The sequence below is a fragment of the Methylobacterium sp. CM6257 genome, assembly GCF_054611515.1.
The window spans coordinates 6,262,340-6,278,187 of record NZ_CM137735.1; the positions used below are offsets into that span (position 1 = coordinate 6,262,340).

The window sequence follows — 15,848 nt, forward strand, 5'->3', positions numbered from 1 at the left end:
CGTTCAGACCTTCGGACGTCGCTGGCCGATGTGCGTCCCTCACGAACCCGGCTCGTGCACCCCGGGCAACTCCAGCCACCCGTCTCCCTTGAGGCCCGTACGCAAGCCACCGCCATCATTGGTTAAAGCCAAGGCTGGGAACCGGAAGTATCCTGCACGCGAAGGTGCGTTCAGCATCGATGAGAAGCCGTCCACATCGCTCGCGCCATGGACGGTGAGTGGATGGCAGGGGGCGAGCTTATGGCTATCGTAGGACGCGCTGTTCGGGACACTCGCTCTTGGTGGCCGAAGACGGCGCGTGAAGCCCGGGTGAGGTGGCGTCGCCGGCCTGTGGATCGGGTCGGCCGCCGGATCGGAACCTCCGGCCGGAGGCGGGCAGGTTCGGTTCAGGGCATCCTCGCCGAACCTGCATCGGTGCTGTCGCAAGTCCCGGCCGACAACGTCGTCATACTGACCTGGGCCCAGACCTTTGGGCGTCCGGCGCGACGAGCCCGATAGGCGCTCGCCGTTGAGGCAGCCTTGCGGCTCTTCCGCTCGCGCTCGGCCATGGCACCCGGCTGGCCCAAGCCGATGGCCTTGGCGAGGGCGGAGCGCTGCTCGGCATAGCCCGGTGCCACCATCGGGTAATCGGCGGGCAGGCCGTAACGGTCGCGGTAGCTGCGCGGGTCGAGCCCGTGGCTGCTCAGGTGACGCTTGAGGGTCTTGAGGTCTTGCCGTCGATGAAGCTCACAATCCCGTCGTGCCGGACCGACTTGCGGATCTGGGCCGGGCTCGGCTTCTCGACCTCGACGTCCGGAACCGCAGCACCCGCAAAGATCCGAGTGATTGACGATGTCGCCACACGGGAAGAGGTTCGGTGCGGGGGCGGCTGCGGAGTTAGCCACCATGAGCGACTTCGATCACATCCTGAACTGGAAGCTTCTCGCAGGCTCGCATCCCTTCCCGGGACCGGACGGAGGTACCTGCATCAATGAGGCGGCGGTCGTGGCATGCGAGTTTCGCTACCAGTCCGTCATCTCGGTTGATTGCATGCCGGACTGCTTCTCGCGCCCGATCTGCGCCCTCGCCATGCGGCTGAACGACAATGCGACGGATACGCTGCGGCAGCGCCTGCTGCCATTTGTAACGCGACTGGCCTGTGCGGACACGCCTGAGGTGGAGCGTGAACGGGGCCGCTACATCGACGCACACCTCAGTCGGAGCCGATTGTTCACAACCGACGCCCACCTCTTCGCAATCGACGCCCTGTTCGATGAGGGGCTGCGGGCCCTGGAAGGCGCACTCGCTATCGGGCGGCAGGCGGATCCAATCGGCTCGGACGAGGCGACGAGCCGGTTGGATGCAGTTCGCGGTCCAGCCAAACCGGCGAAGAAGCTCTCTGGCTCTCTGCCCGCGAAGATGAAGCTGTGGCTGGGCCTGCAGAAGGTACTTGAGAATGCGGGGTAACACTCGGGTACAAGCGGCCCTGCGGAAACTCCGGCGCCAGGGCAGCAAGCCCGCAGCAACCGCTTCATCTCCCGCTCGCAGCTGACCTCTCCGCGATTGAGCTGGGCCCGCATCGTCTTGCCCGGCTTGAAGTGGACCTTAGCTCGGGTCTCAACGGCGATCTTCTCGCCGGCCCTCAGGTTGTGGTCGAATGGCGAGAGCGGACGGAACCCGAGCCGCTGCTCCTTCGCGGTCGCCGCTAGTTGCGGGCAGGCGTGAGGTCCGGCATTCGGCCGTCTGCAGCGTTGCGCTGTGCAGAAGCCCGGTCCAGCTCGGCTCGCAGTTCCGCGAGCGACACCTCTACCCCGTTGGCAGCAAGATCTGCCTGGACGCGCTCCAAAAGCGCATCAGGTCTCAGCCCTTCAATCCTCGCCGCGATCAAGGCTTGGGCATAGGCCTCTGATGTCATTCCATCCAGGCCCAGCATTCGAACGGCGAAGGCAGCGACGGCCCGGATGCCCGCGATGTGGTTCGCAAACCGCATCTCTTCGCTATGAACGTAGATAAGCTCAGCCGCGCGCTCGCGCTCCTCAAATGACCTCAGCATGACCAGGCCCTCATTGAGCGACAGCCAGTACTCATACGCCCATTTCGCAGCCCCGCAATACTGGCGACTCTGCGCAGCGGCGGCCAACAGCGAGCGGGATGAGGGCATCATCGTCGTAGTGATCCCTTCGTCATGCACCGAGATGCCCGACCAGCATCAGGCCGAACCCACAGGCTGCCACGCCGAGGACGGCCGTCACCGCTGCATCCGCAGCTCCGCACCATTGTACTATGTTAAACTTCGGTCCCGCACTCTGTGGTACGGGGCTGGTCAGTTCTCATTGTGGACGGCGAGTATGCCATGATTGAGCAATTGCCACGGGTCATCAGGGAGTTTCACGTCGGACCGCTCGGTGACCGTTACGCACTGACGCGAGATCTGAAAACCGGGCAGCCCTATGTGCTGCATCGCCACAGTGAAGATGAGCCGGAAGTCCAGCTGGACCTCGGATCGTTCCTCGTGCTGTTCCGGGGCCAGGAAAGGGATGACCTGCTGCAGCTGATTGCGTCGCTGCTGCCGGATGAGGGGCCGTCAGCACACCATGAGGCCAATGCCGCCCGACCATTGCAGTTCGTGTCTCGGTGGCTTCCAAGCCGGCACAACTAAGCACGACGGTCGCGACCTTGACGTCGGGCCTGCACAGCTCGGGCCTGACGAACGACGTGCCCGCTTCCCACTCGGTCTCCGCTGAGCCGCTGAAGAAGCCGCAACGTCAGTTCGGTTGGGGCCTGCGGAAGCACCGCAACCTGATTGGCCGATCCGACCGTCCGCAGGCTACCGAGGCCGAGGCACGCGAGAGCGCCATGACGGTTGCCGAGCAAGAGGTGAAGCCGAGGGCGCGCCCTTTATCGCCGGCGGGGATTTGGGCACCGATCACGAGGAGTGTTGGCCTTGTCGCTGAACAGGAGTGCGGCCGTACTTGCTCTGGCGGCGATCATCGCGGCGCCGGCCACAGCCTGGGGGTTCGGCGTTCCCGGATGCGCTGACCTTCCTGAGTACAACCGTGCTTTGGGCGCTCTTGAGGGAATGTCGACCTGCGGCATGTCGGTCGAAGAGGCGCGTCGCGTCGTTGCGGCGCGCAACGGTATCCCTTTGGGAGCCCCGCAGGTCGCACCGGCGCCGCAGATCGCACCGATGCCGCAGGCCCATCACCGGAACCACCGGAAGCGGCCGCGGCACAGAGCGGCACACCAGCGGCGAGCTGTCGCGAACTAGCCGGCTCGATCACGGCGCTGTCTCGCCAGAAGCTCGATCCATGCTCTCATTCGATCAGTGGCGTTCCGAAGAGCGTGGAGGGTGCCATTGTCGGTCTCAGCTCCGCATCGACTGCTGAGCTGATGGAGACCTGCTCCATGAGGCTCACCCTTGGACATCGGAGAGACTGGATCGTCGATCCTCGCGAGACGGCGCTGCTCAATCGGCTCGATCACGATGGGGTTCATCGCGTCACCGCCGCGCGCGACCGTTCGAGCAACGCCGAGGTTCAAGCCGCCGCGTTGCGGCGCCACGCCCGCTCACGATTCACCCGACGTACCACCTTCGCGTCGCTGTGTGCGGCCGACGTGCCCTCTTCCACAATCGGCTTGGGGCAGAGCAGGAGGAGACGCATCAAAGCGGCTTGGCGGCGCGTTCCCGTCTTCTCGAAGATGCGGCGCAGGTGAACCCGCGCCGTGTTCAGCGTGATGCCGCGACGGGCCGCGCTTGCCGCGAGATCGTTCCCGGCCAGCATCTCAAGCGCGAACGCAGCTTCGGTCGGCGTGAGGCCGAACTGAACCTGCAGCGCCTCTTTCACCGGAGGTCGGACGGTGGCCGGATCGATCAGGCGCAGAAGCACGATGGGATCGCTGTCCGTGGAGGTCATCGCTGGAACCGCGCTCGCCGCGATCAGCAGCGTAGCCTCCTCACTCACGAGCCGAAGCGAGCCCCCGCAGGCATTGGCCGCGCAATCGGCGATCAACTTGCGAAGCGCCACGCTGCCGCTCGGCGCGCAGGCGCGCAGGCGGCCGTTGACAAGACGCAGGTGAACACCGCGCACGATGGCTTGAGCCTCGCGGTTGAGGAAGAGCGCGCGACCGAATCTGTCGACGGCCACCACCCCCTGCTCGAGATGCTCGACGAAGGCTTTGAGCGCGGCGTCCACGAGTGTCGGGTATAGTGAGCGTTGGTGTCCGTCGGCGGGGCCGATCCGGCAGAGCGCGGCACGGCTCGGCTCGTGAGGGCTGATCGTCGGACTGCCCGGCCTCAAGGACGCTTGGTCTGCAGCGGCTTCCATGTGCGGCCTCGCGTCAGGTTCGCGTCGAACGACCTTTGGAGAGCCTCCAGCGTACGATGTTCTTCTCCGATCAGGTGTGACCTTCGTCACCCTCGCGCGATTGAGGGGAGCGCTTGAGGCCGACACGGCGTCGCTGCAGCTGGCTGCAACGTCCCCGCTCCTCGACCGTGTCAAAGTTCCATCTCCGCTCATCCGTGACCGCGTGCCACCGGTGTCGGCCGGCAATCCGATGGTCTGAGCCGCTTGACCCAGGCGCCTGTCCGGCCGCGTCGCCGTCGCGGTGGCCGCCGGCACCTGTCTTCCTCAGGCAGGATCGGCCACCAGGGTATTTGCCGGATTCCGAAGGGCAGCCTTGTTCCATGTTGACGCATAGCGATACTGTGTTTCCGCCGCCCGGCGACCTCTGAGAGCCGTCACGCCCGGTCGGCACGCAGTGGAGGCGGTCGAGCATGGGCGCCCTGAAACGAGACCGCTGGCCGACGTCATCTGTTCCGGCGGCGTGCTCCGGGCTGCCGGCCGGAGCCGCGCACAGCCCGCCCGACTTCCGGGGCTAGGCGGGAGCTTATCAAGTGCCGTCCGACAAAGCCGGTTCGGTCTTCGACAAGCGGGCCGCGCTGTCGCGGCACGAGCTGTTCCGGGATGCGCCGCAAACCGTCATCGAGCGCCTCAGCGTGCGCGCTCAGCCCCTCACGTTCAACTGTGGCCGGCGCATCTTCCGCCGGGGCGACGAGAGCCATGGACTGTTTGCCGTCGTCAGCGGCTATGTCCGGATTTCCACGAGCTGTCCCGACGGCCGGTCCGAACTCGTGATGAACCTGATTGGCCCGAATGAAGTCTTCGGGGAGATCGCCCTGCTTGATGACGGACCACGCACGGCTGACGCGATCGCGGCAACCTATTGCGGCCTCCTGCTGCTGGAGCGGCGCGACCTCTTTCCCATCCTCAACGATTTTCCCATTCTGGCCGTGAGGCTCCTGGCGATCCTGAGCGGGCGGTTGCGGCGCACGAGCCAGCAATTGTCAGATCACGCCTTCGTCTGCGCCGAGCAGCGTCTGGCTAAAACGCTGCTCACGCTGGTCGGCCACACGGAGCGCAACCACGTCCGCGTGCTGACGACGCAACGCGAGCTCGGCCATATGGTCGGCCTCTCCCGCGAAGGCACCAACCGGCATCTCTCGGTCTGGCAGCGCAAGGGTTACATTGCCCTGGCCCCGGGAGCCTGCACGATCTGCGACCGTGAAGCCCTGGAGAAGATCGCGTCGGGTGACGGGGCGGTCGGGAGCTGATCGCCTCCCCCGCGATCCTCCTCGTCACCCGGGCGCTTCCGTCTCTCACGGCGACCGGACTGGTCCGGCGCCCAGGTCCGTCTTCCTGGACTGAAACAAACTTCATCTCGGGAGGATCGAGTTCCGGCGAGTACCGAAACAGTTCAGCGTGAGGCGCCTCACATCCGCGTTCTTCGCGATCCGATAGGGTGATCGGACACGGGCTGTGGAGGCCATCGATGTTGCGCTTCCTTGCGAAGCTCCTTGAGACACGGCAGCGGATCGTGAGGAGCCGTCGCTGCCTAGTCCATTTCACGGAGCGCGAGCTCGAGGACGTCGGCTTGAAGGCGAGTGACGTGCCGCGTCGGCACTGGTGATGGCGATCGGCAGTTCGGCCGCGGAGGCAGGCAACCCTCCTGGGGCGCCGGCTCGGGACAGAGGTCGCTTCCTGAAGCGCCGTGGAGGACTGCCGAACGGGGCGCCGAATCCGACCCTGCCGAGGCGCGGATCGGCCCGCATTCCCACTCGACGCGCGGTCACGCCGGCCCCAGATTCCCACCGCCCCGCTTGGCGACCTCGCCCGGCGAGGTCGGCACCTGAGTCGCCGGCGGAAGCGGTGGGTTCGCGAGATGACGGGCGAGCTGCGGCGCCGCCGTGCTGGTGCCGATCAGGCGGAACACGCTGCCGCTCCTGTTGCCGCCGGCCCGCAATCCCTTGAGCGCGAATGTGCCGTCCGTCGGCAGCAGGACGTCGGGGCCCGCGCGAAGCGCGAGCGGGCCTGTGCGTGCGGGTCCCGCTGACGAGTACGGCGACCTGCGTCCATTCGCGAGGATGTAACCGCCGGCCACGTGCACGTTGCTGTCGTCCACGGTGGCGATGCCGTTGAGGGTGCCCCGGCGGAAGATCAGTGACCCGGCGTCGTCGAACGCGCCGTCCGCATAGGTCAGGCCAGCCTCGGCGGACCGGGCGGCTATCCACGCGTCGTCTACGAAATACGATCGCTTGGCGCCCGTGCGGACGCCCATATTCGGGTCGCTGCGTGCGACATAGGCATGAACCTCGGCGCCTTCGGGGATGCCCGATATGCCGATCCGCCAGTCACCATGTTCCGCCTCGTCGCGTGTCGCCTGAACCGCGAGCAGCCAGAGCGTATCCGTGCCCTGAACGATCGGTGAGGAGACCTGGAACGGCGCATTCGGCGGCACGGCGACGGCCGAAGAGGCGGTCGCGCCGCTCGGAGACGTCAGCGTGACGGTGACGCCGCTCGCGGGGCCGGCCGCCATCCAGATCTCGGCGAAGCACAAGACCGGATTGTCCGGTGGCAGGCGCCAGACCCACGCGACGCTGTCATCTCCACCGGATGCGCCGACGTGGAGGACATGGCTGTCGCTCAGATAGCTGTTGCCCACCGGGACAACGATCTCAAGCTTCGGCTTGCCGGGCGTGCCGTTGTATTCCGTCACGAAGGCGGCCAGCGCTTTCTCAAGTTCGGACGTGCCATTATGAGGCCCCGTCGTGATTCCGTAGCTGACGTTGATGATGATATGCTGCGTGTGCTGCGGGTCCGCGAAGGACAGCACATACCGGATGCCGTCGAAGACATAGGCCTTCAGCCACACGCCGGTCGCGTCCCGGATGCAATCTTCGGAGAACTGAACAAAGACCAGGTCCGCGCTCGAAGCCGGATCGGTCCCGACCTGCCAGCTCGGCGGATCCCGGCTGTCGTCGCCGGGTCCCGTAGGACCGACACGCGACGCGATTGGCACATGCCCGGCCAGGACATCCATCACGTGCGCGCCGTGCGACTGGCGCGCCTGAAGCCGTCTGAAGCCGGCCTCAGCGTAACAGCCATCCTCGTCGATGCTGCCGGCGGCCGCATGCAGCGCGATCCAGGCGTCGAGATCGAGTTGGATCGGCGAGGATTGTGGGAGGGGGGCCCGTCGGAATTCCAGGCCGTAGAGAAAGTCCGCCGGAGTCGCGCCGAATTGGCGCACGACGCCCTGGCTGTCCGTGACGGGGATCGGCGACCTGCCCAGGTTCTGATCCCAGATGCTCCGCACGCGCGTACTGTTTGAGCCGTTCAGGAATTGTGCCGCCGCGAACGGGCAGCCGTCGTCGAGCAAGCCGATGAGGACCGGGCCGGGGGGCGGCGCGTGGTGGAGGCTGTGATGGCGAAGCTGCATCAGATGCGGGCGCGGTCTCGGGGACACAGGCTCGATCGGGAGCGACAGCTCAACCTGCTCTACGTAGGCGTCCCAGACCGCGACGGTCTCATGCCGCGTCACCCCGTGCGTAGTCGTGAAGAGGGTTGCGTAGCGGCGCTGCTCGCTATCCGGTCCGAGATCGACCTCGACGGAGGCTTGGCGCTGCATCGCGTCGACGAAGGCGGATGCTGAGTCTGATCGCTTGAAGACGACGAGAAGAAACAGTTTCTGTTTCTTCTCGTCAAACTTCTTGAAGTTGCGAAAGCCCGTGGCGATCGCGAAGCGAAGGTAGGGTCCGAAGCAATTCGGAATATGGGACTTGGGATCGGACTTGTCTTCGGGCATCGCCGCAGCCTCCCGTTCCGCTCACGGATAGCGTCCGACCCATTCGTCACAGGCCTTCGCCCAGATATGTTTCATCAGGGGAGACGGCGGGATCGGCCCACCCGCCGCGTGTGCGTAGAAGGGAGCCCCGAGCGAGGCCTGGGCCGCGTTGAACGGGTTGAAGTCGGTCTTCGGAGCGCCGTCGATCGCCGACGCGATGAACCTGCGGCCGGGAAAGGGCGGCTTTCCGGTGCAACGCCCGATGATGTATTCGCCGAGCGCAGTGCCCAGCATCCGTCCGGCCATGTTGTCGACTGGGAAGTGGACACCGGCGATCACCCTGTTCGTGGCGATGCGCGCGGCTTGGCGGTCGAGTTGCTCGACGACCGCCACGTGTTTCGGCTTGAGGCCAAGCAGCGCCTTGAGAACGTGGACGACCGCGTAAGCCTGCGTCGCATGCCCGCTCGGGAAGCTTCCGTGCCCCGGTGTCGTGATCATCGGCTGCACCTGGGCGCTGTACTCAACTGGGCGCCAACAGGCCAGGGCTTGCTTGAGCCGCATCTCAACGTACACGCAGAACTGCAAGGTGATGTTCAGGAGCTCGAATGTGCGCCTGGTGCGATCGGGATGCATGTAGACGATCGACGACCAGAAGGCGTATTGAGGATCAATCTGCGCCATGATTTCGGTGGCACGCTCGTTGCGCAGTTCAGACCAGCTCAGGACCAGTGGAATCTGCGCCTCGAAAGTGGATTTTTGCGGCCGATCGACGTGGGCGATCAGATCAGAGCCGCTTGAGACTTTGAAGCCGGACGGCGTGTCCCGAAACGTGATACCCTGCAGCAGATCTCCGATCGCGATGTAGGCGCGCACCCAGGGCTCCCAGCGTTCAAGCTGCTTCGGCGCGTCGATCGCGGGCAGGTTGGGTGCGTGCAGCGTGGGGTCGGTCGTCGTGATCCCTTCGCGCTCAAGGATCAGCGCATCCACCATGACCGGATTGGCGTAAGCATCGGCCAGGGTGCCGAGCACTGCCCCGCCGGCCCCCCCCACTCCGCCGGCCCCGCCTGCGCCGCCAGCCCCCCCGGCCCCGCCTGCGCCGCCAGCCCCTCCGGCACCACCCGCTCCGCCCAACTGTGCCATTCCTGCCCCTCCCGCAGGTCGGGTCGTCACCCCGACGGTAATCCTGCCGATGCCAAGCACCGTGCCCACTCTCGGCCCGTGTCGAGGTTCGCGTTAGGCATCCGCGCGAGATAACCATCCACGGTCAACGCCGGCTCGAGCTGACGAATGTTCTGAAGGGCCTCGCGCGCCTCGTTCATCCGGCCTTGGTTCACGAGCGCGATCGTGAGGACGCGCCATGTCGAGGAATGCATGCGGTTGAGCATCAACGATGAGCGCGCGAGTCGCTCGGCGTTCTCATATCGCTGCGCCGACAGCTCTGCCGTCGCGCCCAGAGACTCGAAGTAGTAGCGCAGGGGATCAAGCGGGGAGAGTTCCAGCGCGCGCCGTGTCGAGTCCACCGCCGCTTCGCCCTTACCCAGGAAGGCCTGGACAGTCCCGCGGTAGAGCCACCCCAAGGCATGGCTCGCGTTCATGGTGATGGCTTGTTCGCACCGGGCCTGTGCGACATCCAAGTCCTTCAGCAGATGACAGTAGACGAAGCCTTCCGTTGCGAGGGCGAGGGCGTCCGATGGATCTCGGTCGAGCGCCGCGCGCGTGGCCCGCAAGGCTTCGGCTACTTCCTGAGCGCGATCTTCGGACCAACCGCGGGTGACGCGCAGGACGAACCAGTTGCCGAGGAGGGCATGCGGTGCGGCCATGCGGTTGTGGCGGCTGATAAGCTCATCGAGGAGTCGGCGAGTCTGAAGGAAGTCCTGCTTGTTTGAGCGGTGCATCAGGATATTGCTGCCGAGGAGCAGGGAATAACTTTCCAGGCTCGGCAGGGGCTGGGTCCGGATTTGCTCGACTTCGGTCTCGAAGATCGAGACGTGGGCGGCCTGGACGATCCGAGCCGCGAGCTCGCTGTCCGCTTGGAGGAGATCGTCGACGCTTCCACTGAACCGGTCTGCCCAGAGCACCTGGTTGCTGCGACCTTTGGACAGCTCTGCCGTGACCAGCACGCGACCGCGATCTGCGACATAACTCCCGCTGAGGACATAGGTGGCCGCGAGGCAGGCCGAGACCCGCCCCGCATCATCGGGCCGATCGCGAAAGACCGACGTGGAAAGTCGCGAGATGACCTTGAGATTTGCGGCTTTCGACAAGCGCCAGATGACGCCGTCGGCAATCAGGTTTCCGACATCAAAATACTCGGCCGACTTGCTGCGCGCCTGGAAGGGAATGACGGCGATCGCCGGTGCCATCGCCGTTTCGTAATCGTGCCGACCGATCATACTCGGTCGCGGGCCGGCCGGCCCGAGCCGGTAGGCGCGGACCGGTTGATCGAAATGCTTGAGGAAGCAGTCACCGAGATCCTCACAGGACGCATCCACCCCGTGCGTCAGCTCATCCCGGGCCGCAGCGTTTCCGATGGTTTCCCCGGGCCTGCCCAGCTGGGCAAGCGCGGCGGCGACCTTCTCGTATGCCGAAGTGCCGGCAACCGTCTCGCCCGGGCCAGCCAGCGTTGCCAGCCGCGCCGCCAAGTTAACGCCCGTGCCGTACACGTCCCTGCCGTCGCTCCACGCCGCCGTCGCGTTCAGGCCGGCGCGGAGATGAAAGTGCTGATCCTCCGGAAACCCGACGTTCTGCTGAGCCGCCGCCCGATGCATGTCGTGCGCGGCGGCCGCAGCATCGGATACAGTCTCGAACCGCGCCAGAAGCCCGTCGCCCAGGCTTTTGACGAGCACGCCGCGATGGCGAGGCAATACATCCCGTACGACGATTCCAACGAAGTCGGTCCACCGACGAATCGTTTCGTATTCATGCTGCCGCATGAGGCGCACCGACTCGACGAGATCGACCAGCAGGATGACGACCTCCTCGCGCACGAGTCCCAAGCCCGCGGACTGCGAGCCCAGGCGCTCGGGAAGGTTGCACGGCTCATCACGTAAAATGGCCAAGCCCTCATTCACCTCGAATCAGCGCCGGAAGATTCATTATCTCCTGTAGATACCATATTCGCGCCGCAACATCGCGCGCTACCGAAGCCGCCCCGATTGGTTTACCTTTTTATGCAGAGCAGACGAATTCCTGTGTACCGCGCGCACTCAGACGCATCCGCATCGACGAGGCCGGGTCTTCATAGATAAACTCGTATTTGCGACGAATCCAGAATGAGGCCACCGATATCGCTTTAGCCACCCACCTCTTTACTCGAACCGACAGACCTGAACAAAGACAGTTCGGCTTGGCGCACGACCCAGTCTGGTCTTGGCCGCGCATTGTGCCGATGACGGCTCGAGAGTCCTCGAAGCGTCCACCGAGCGGCAACGGTCGCGGCTGCGACGACTGGGCGCCCCCCTCCATCCGAAATGACCCTGCGCGAATCCGGCGATCGGTTTCTGTGGGTGGCAGAGCGCGCGGCCTTCCGCTCTTGGAAGCCTGGATGCTGTGAGATGCGACCTTCTGCAGGCCCGTGTCGGCCGCTTGAACCGAGCCCTGAGAGGTCGCAACCGTCTGACGCGCGGCACGGATGAAGCCGAAGGCCCGACACGCTGGCTCGATCCTCTTTGCGATCCCTTCGCGTCGCGCGCTGGGCATCCCAAAACTTGGAGTGATATTCAGCGATGTCCTCCACTGTTCCCGCAGAGCCGCGCCCGTAGACCGCTGTTGCCCCGTGCTGAACAACTCGTTCGCTGCTCGGTTCGCTACTGGCAGCAGGCCGGCCGACAATTGGCCGCCGGGCCGAGGCATCGGCTAAGGATTCCTTCCGGACTCGCGCTGCCGCCGCGCACCAAACCTGATCGTCGGGCGGCTTTCAGCCGAGAGATGCCTATCGAATCAGTACGAGGCAGAGCATTATTATGCCACAGACTGAGGCAATATGGTCCATCTCGATTCGGGAACCGCAGCATAATGCCAATACGTTAGCCATTCAGAGCCGAACGGTTGTGAGGCTTCAGAGGATACATCTCTATGTTGTACCTGATGCGTGATGCCTACGACCAGATGCTCTCGCCCATGCGGGTGGCGGCAGAGATGGCCAGAACCGCCTGCGAGAACCCGTTCAGTCCGCTCTCCTACGCGCCCAACAGCCGGGCCGTCGCCGCGTCCTGTGAGTTGTTCGAGCGCGCCACGCGCTGTTATCCCAAGCCGGCCTTCAACCTGCCCGCCGCCGAACGCGTGGTCTGGGAGCGCCCGTTCTGCCGGGTGATCGCCTTCGGTGAGCCCTCCACCAAGCCGAAGCTGCTGCTGGTCGCCCCGCTCTCGGGCCATTACGCGACCCTGCTCCGTGGCACGGTGGCGGCCTTCCTCGACACGCATCAGGTGCTCATCACCGACTGGGCCGACGCCAAGAAGGTGCCGCTCTCGGCGGGACGCTTCGACCTTGACGATTACATCGACTACTGCATGGCGATGTTCGAGGCGCTCGGACCGGACCTGCACGTGATGGCCGTGTGCCAGCCCTCCGTGCCGGTGCTGGCCGCCATCGCCCGCATGGAAGCCGAGGATCACCCGCTGGTCCCCCGCTCGGCCGTGCTGGTCGGCGGTCCTATCGACACGCGCCGGTCGCCCACGGCGGTGAACAGGCTGCCGCAGGAGCGAAGCATCGCGTGGTTCGAGCGCCACTGCATCCACTCGGTTCCGTGGACCCATCAGGGGCACGGCCGTGAGGTCTATCCAGGCTTCCTCCAGTTGGCCGGCTTCATCAGCATGAACCTCGACCGGCACCAGACGGCGCACTGGGACATGTTCAACCACCTCGTCCAGGGCGACGGCGACTCGGCCGCCAAGCACCGGGAGTTCTACGACGAGTACCTGGCCGTGATGGACCTTGCGGCCGAGTACTACCTCCAGACGGTCGAGACGGTGTTCATCGAGCACCGCTTGCCCCGAGGTGAGATGCGCCACCGAGACAGGCCCGTGGACCTCAGCGCGATCCGGCGCTGTGCGCTGATGGCCATCGAGGGCGAGAAGGACGACATCACCGGTCTCGGCCAGACCCGAGCCGCACTCGACCTGACGCCCAATCTGCCGGCCGACAGGAAGGCTTACCACCTTCAGATCGGGGCGGGTCACTACGGCGTCTTCAATGGCTCGCGTTTCCGCGCCGAGATCGTGCCGAAGATCGTCGCCTTCATGGAGGCGCAGGCCGAGACAGCAATGGCTGCACCGCCGTCAAAATTGCAGCCGCGCGCGTGGGTGAACCTGATCGGGACAGCCTAGCGGTACTCTGCCCTCTGACAGCAGGCTTGCACGTCGCGAGGCTGCTCCTCGCTTGCATGCCCCCCTCTGATCGGGCCGAGCAATGCAGGAAGGCGATCAGTTGAACCTGTAGTGCGCCGCTGAAACGCGTGCCGGCCGTCGCGTCACGACTGCTGGCTGCCGCCCGATGAACCGTCTGGCCTGTCGCTTCAGATGTTCGGCGCGCTTGCTCAGAGCAGCGCGTAGCCGCTGCCGCTTCTGCTCAAGCTGGCGCAGGATTTGGTCCTTCTCTTCGGTTGAACCGGACCACTCCTCGAGACGCTCGCAATCACTCTCATAATCGCACTCGACATCGGCCAGCGTAGCCAGGGTCGTCTGGAGCGAACCTGTCAAATCGTCGAGTTCGAGACCTGCTCTCAGCGTGGTCGGCATCGTTTCGGCCCACGGACCGGCGGGAAAATCGGCCGGTTCAGCCCAGTTGATCCTTGTGATCCTCAGAAGGACGTTGGATGCGGCGACCAGAGCGCCGGAAGCGTCACGCAGGGGTGTTGGGAAGGGCATGAACGGGATGCGTGTCCCGTCTGGCCGCTCCAGGACAGCCTGCGCGCCGCGCACGGGTCGTCCCTCCTTGATGGCCACGGCCATCGCGCACTGATCGAGTGGCAGCACCTCGCCATCCGTCGTGAAAATACGCCAGCATCCACACCAGCGCGTTTTGCCGAGTTCGGGGTGGTAGCCCCAGAGATCGGCTGCCGCCTCGTTGTAGTAGGTCAACCAGCCGTCCGCGTCGGTCGTGTAGAGAGGGGAAGTGAAATCCCTGAAGACGTCGCTGCAGGGCGGCTCGTAGTTCCAGCCGCGATCGGGACCGACAGATTCGAATTTGTCGTCGTCCGGAAACATGCTGCTCTCCCTCGACGGACGGGCGATGAAATGCCCGTCGAAGCATTCCGGTCGCCCCCTCTGTCGCGGGTTCATGGGAGCCACGGCCTCTTATGGGCGGCGTTGGCTCTTCACGGACGCAGGACGCGTCACACTCCAGATCGTCCAACGACGCGAGATTGTGCCGCGGAGCTTCCAGGGGCGGTCGCTCCTCGACGCCATAACCGGCTCACGCCAGCCTGGGCTCTCTCGAATCGTCCTGTTCCGGACGCCGCTGTCTCGCACAGGCGGCGAAGCCGTTCAATAGCATATTGAGGATTTTTGCTCGTTTTCGGGCAGTTCATTCTCCCGACCGCCTTCAGAACAGATTGATTTCCGACTCAAAGCAATGAGATTTTGTACCGATGAGCAGGATGAATTCCAAGATCGCGAGTTGGATTCTCGGGACTGACGGCTGCGCTCGAAGGAATGCTGCATGCCAGCAAATCATCGGACCCGCCCTAGCCTGAATCACGTTGCCCATTTGAGAGAAGCGACGCGGATGGCTCCTCTTTTCACGCTCCGCGTGCAGGCGCAGGCACAACTCACAGGACAAAGGGCTGCCCGCTCCATGCCTCAGCTTTGGCCGAGGTTGACCGTCCGCTCCCGCTGGATCGCAGCCGCGACCAGCGTCTCCCACCAGAGCGCCCGAGTCATCCGGGGATGCTGCCCCACCCGGTCGAGCAGCGACCATCCCCATAGCCCTGCGCTCTGGGCAACGGCCCTCCCAAGGGTCGCACTCGATTTCGAGCGCTCGTCGCCGAAGTGGACGCCGGTTCGGCGCAGGCGAGCGCGTCAGATCAAGACCTGAGAGCCGCTTCCGATCGCAACGCGATCGGGAACGGCTCTCGGTCGCCCCTGAGGCGCAGGAGCCGTCCCCGGCGATGGATGTGCAGAGATCCGCCTCGGCTTCGGTGATCCAGGACCAACTTCGTTTGTTGGTATGGCGGAAGACCGTTCAAGCGCGAGCAGTCGATGCCGTTGTTCTACTTCCACCTGCACGGCCCGAGAGGCTTGGAGCGCGATGACGCGGGCCTGGAGCTTTCCGGCATCGAGGCGGCCTACCTCGAGGCCTACCGCGCCGTGCCGGCAATGAGCGCCGATTTGGCTCAGGGAAAGGAAAACCCGGCCCGATACGCCTTCGAGATCGCCGACGCGAGCGGCAACATGCTGATGGAAGTGCCTTTCACGGAGGTTCTGGATTGCGGGCGCAAGCCCGTTCCGCCGTCCACGGCAGCGCAGGTGCGGGACGCCGCGGTTGAGATGGCGCGCACGGCCTACCTGATCAGCGCGATACGCGAGGAGCGAGCAGCGCTGCGGGCCACGCTGGCCGAGACAAGACGGCTTCTGGCGCTGTCGCGACGAGTCGGTCAGGCGTCACTGTGAATCGAGAATCTCGATCAGCGCCCTCGCTCCCCATCGAGTCAACGGCTGGGCTCAGGTCCAGGCCGAGTGCCCACGATGGTCAGAGGGAGCGAAGGCCACGAAGGCGCAGGGACAACTCGCCGGCGCGGCGCTGACGCGGTCTG

Annotated in this window: 11 protein-coding genes and 1 pseudogene; 5 read left to right on the forward strand and 7 right to left on the reverse strand. The window is 65.1% G+C overall.

Translation table 11 applies throughout. From position 1 onward, the window contains the following. Positions 1-515 precede the first annotated feature (515 nt). Positions 516-805 (reverse strand): annotated as a pseudogene (locus tag ACYCO6_RS30500) (Ros/MucR family transcriptional regulator); the annotation flags it as partial. Between the two features lie 80 nt (positions 806-885). On the opposite strand from ACYCO6_RS30500, the gene ACYCO6_RS30505 reads away from it, so the two are divergent. Next, positions 886-1,446, forward strand: coding sequence for a hypothetical protein (locus tag ACYCO6_RS30505; RefSeq protein WP_459766368.1), 561 nt, complete (start codon positions 886-888; stop codon positions 1,444-1,446). 238 nt (positions 1,447-1,684) lie between these two features. Here the strand turns inward: ACYCO6_RS30505 and ACYCO6_RS30510 are convergent, their stop codons facing one another. After that, positions 1,685-2,143 carry a DUF1476 domain-containing protein gene (locus ACYCO6_RS30510; protein ID WP_459766370.1) on the reverse strand — a complete coding sequence of 153 codons (459 nt, stop codon included), beginning with the start codon at positions 2,141-2,143 and terminating at the stop codon, positions 1,685-1,687. A gap of 189 nt (positions 2,144-2,332) precedes the next feature. Here ACYCO6_RS30510 and ACYCO6_RS30515 point away from each other — a divergent pair, with 189 nt between their 5' ends. Continuing rightward, the gene (locus ACYCO6_RS30515; RefSeq protein WP_459766372.1) at positions 2,333-2,638 is read left to right on the forward strand and encodes a hypothetical protein; all 306 of its coding nucleotides are present in this window, start codon (positions 2,333-2,335) and stop codon (positions 2,636-2,638) included. An 877-nt stretch (positions 2,639-3,515) separates the two neighbouring features. Here ACYCO6_RS30515 and ACYCO6_RS30520 read toward each other — a convergent pair. After that, on the reverse strand, positions 3,516-4,172 hold the full coding sequence (locus ACYCO6_RS30520; RefSeq protein ID WP_459766374.1) for a helix-turn-helix transcriptional regulator: 657 nt from the start codon (positions 4,170-4,172) through the stop codon (positions 3,516-3,518). A 701-nt stretch (positions 4,173-4,873) separates the two neighbouring features. On the opposite strand from ACYCO6_RS30520, the gene ACYCO6_RS30525 reads away from it, so the two are divergent. Further along, positions 4,874-5,590, forward strand: a complete 717-nt coding sequence (locus tag ACYCO6_RS30525; protein ID WP_459766376.1) for a Crp/Fnr family transcriptional regulator — start codon at positions 4,874-4,876, stop codon at positions 5,588-5,590. A gap of 515 nt (positions 5,591-6,105) precedes the next feature. Here the strand turns inward: ACYCO6_RS30525 and ACYCO6_RS30530 are convergent. The 3 genes from ACYCO6_RS30530 to ACYCO6_RS30540 all read right to left on the reverse strand — a co-directional run bounded on the left by ACYCO6_RS30530 (position 6,106) and on the right by ACYCO6_RS30540 (position 11,168). Next, complete coding sequence (locus tag ACYCO6_RS30530) at positions 6,106-8,118, reverse strand: S8/S53 family peptidase (protein ID WP_459766378.1); 2,013 nt, start codon at positions 8,116-8,118, stop codon at positions 6,106-6,108. A gap of 21 nt (positions 8,119-8,139) precedes the next feature. Further along, positions 8,140-9,126, reverse strand: a complete 987-nt coding sequence (locus tag ACYCO6_RS30535; protein WP_459766380.1) for a phosphatase PAP2 family protein — start codon at positions 9,124-9,126, stop codon at positions 8,140-8,142. Between the two features lie 137 nt (positions 9,127-9,263). Next, entirely contained in the window at positions 9,264-11,168 is a 1,905-nt protein-coding gene (locus ACYCO6_RS30540; RefSeq protein ID WP_459766382.1) for an adenylate/guanylate cyclase domain-containing protein, read from the reverse strand. A 1,003-nt stretch (positions 11,169-12,171) separates the two neighbouring features. Between ACYCO6_RS30540 and ACYCO6_RS30545 the strand changes: the two genes are divergently transcribed. Beyond that, positions 12,172-13,422 carry a polyhydroxyalkanoate depolymerase gene (locus tag ACYCO6_RS30545; RefSeq protein WP_459766384.1) on the forward strand — a complete coding sequence of 417 codons (1,251 nt, stop codon included), beginning with the start codon at positions 12,172-12,174 and terminating at the stop codon, positions 13,420-13,422. Positions 13,423-13,518: 96 nt separating this feature from the next. Here the strand turns inward: ACYCO6_RS30545 and ACYCO6_RS30550 are convergent, their stop codons facing one another. Further along, positions 13,519-14,301, reverse strand: coding sequence for a PAS domain-containing protein (locus ACYCO6_RS30550; RefSeq protein WP_459766386.1), 783 nt, complete (start codon positions 14,299-14,301; stop codon positions 13,519-13,521). Between the two features lie 993 nt (positions 14,302-15,294). Between ACYCO6_RS30550 and ACYCO6_RS30555 the strand changes: the two genes are divergently transcribed. Then, a complete protein-coding gene (locus tag ACYCO6_RS30555) occupies positions 15,295-15,705 on the forward strand; it encodes a DUF6894 family protein (protein WP_459766388.1) in 411 nt (136 codons plus the stop codon). The last annotated feature ends 143 nt before the right edge of the window (positions 15,706-15,848 follow it).

Excerpts from the sequence above, each read along its gene's own strand:
- ACYCO6_RS30505 (WP_459766368.1), top strand. The coding sequence starts at position 886 with ATGAGCGACTTCGATCACATCCTGAACTGGAAGCTTCTCGCAGGCTCG.
- ACYCO6_RS30510 (WP_459766370.1), bottom strand. The coding sequence starts at position 2,143 with ATGATGCCCTCATCCCGCTCGCTGTTGGCCGCCGCTGCGCAGAGTCGC.
- ACYCO6_RS30515 (WP_459766372.1), top strand. The coding sequence starts at position 2,333 with ATGATTGAGCAATTGCCACGGGTCATCAGGGAGTTTCACGTCGGACCG.
- ACYCO6_RS30530 (WP_459766378.1), bottom strand. The coding sequence starts at position 8,118 with ATGCCCGAAGACAAGTCCGATCCCAAGTCCCATATTCCGAATTGCTTC.
- ACYCO6_RS30545 (WP_459766384.1), top strand. The coding sequence starts at position 12,172 with ATGTTGTACCTGATGCGTGATGCCTACGACCAGATGCTCTCGCCCATG.
- ACYCO6_RS30550 (WP_459766386.1), bottom strand. The coding sequence starts at position 14,301 with ATGTTTCCGGACGACGACAAATTCGAATCTGTCGGTCCCGATCGCGGC.
- ACYCO6_RS30555 (WP_459766388.1), top strand. The coding sequence starts at position 15,295 with ATGCCGTTGTTCTACTTCCACCTGCACGGCCCGAGAGGCTTGGAGCGC.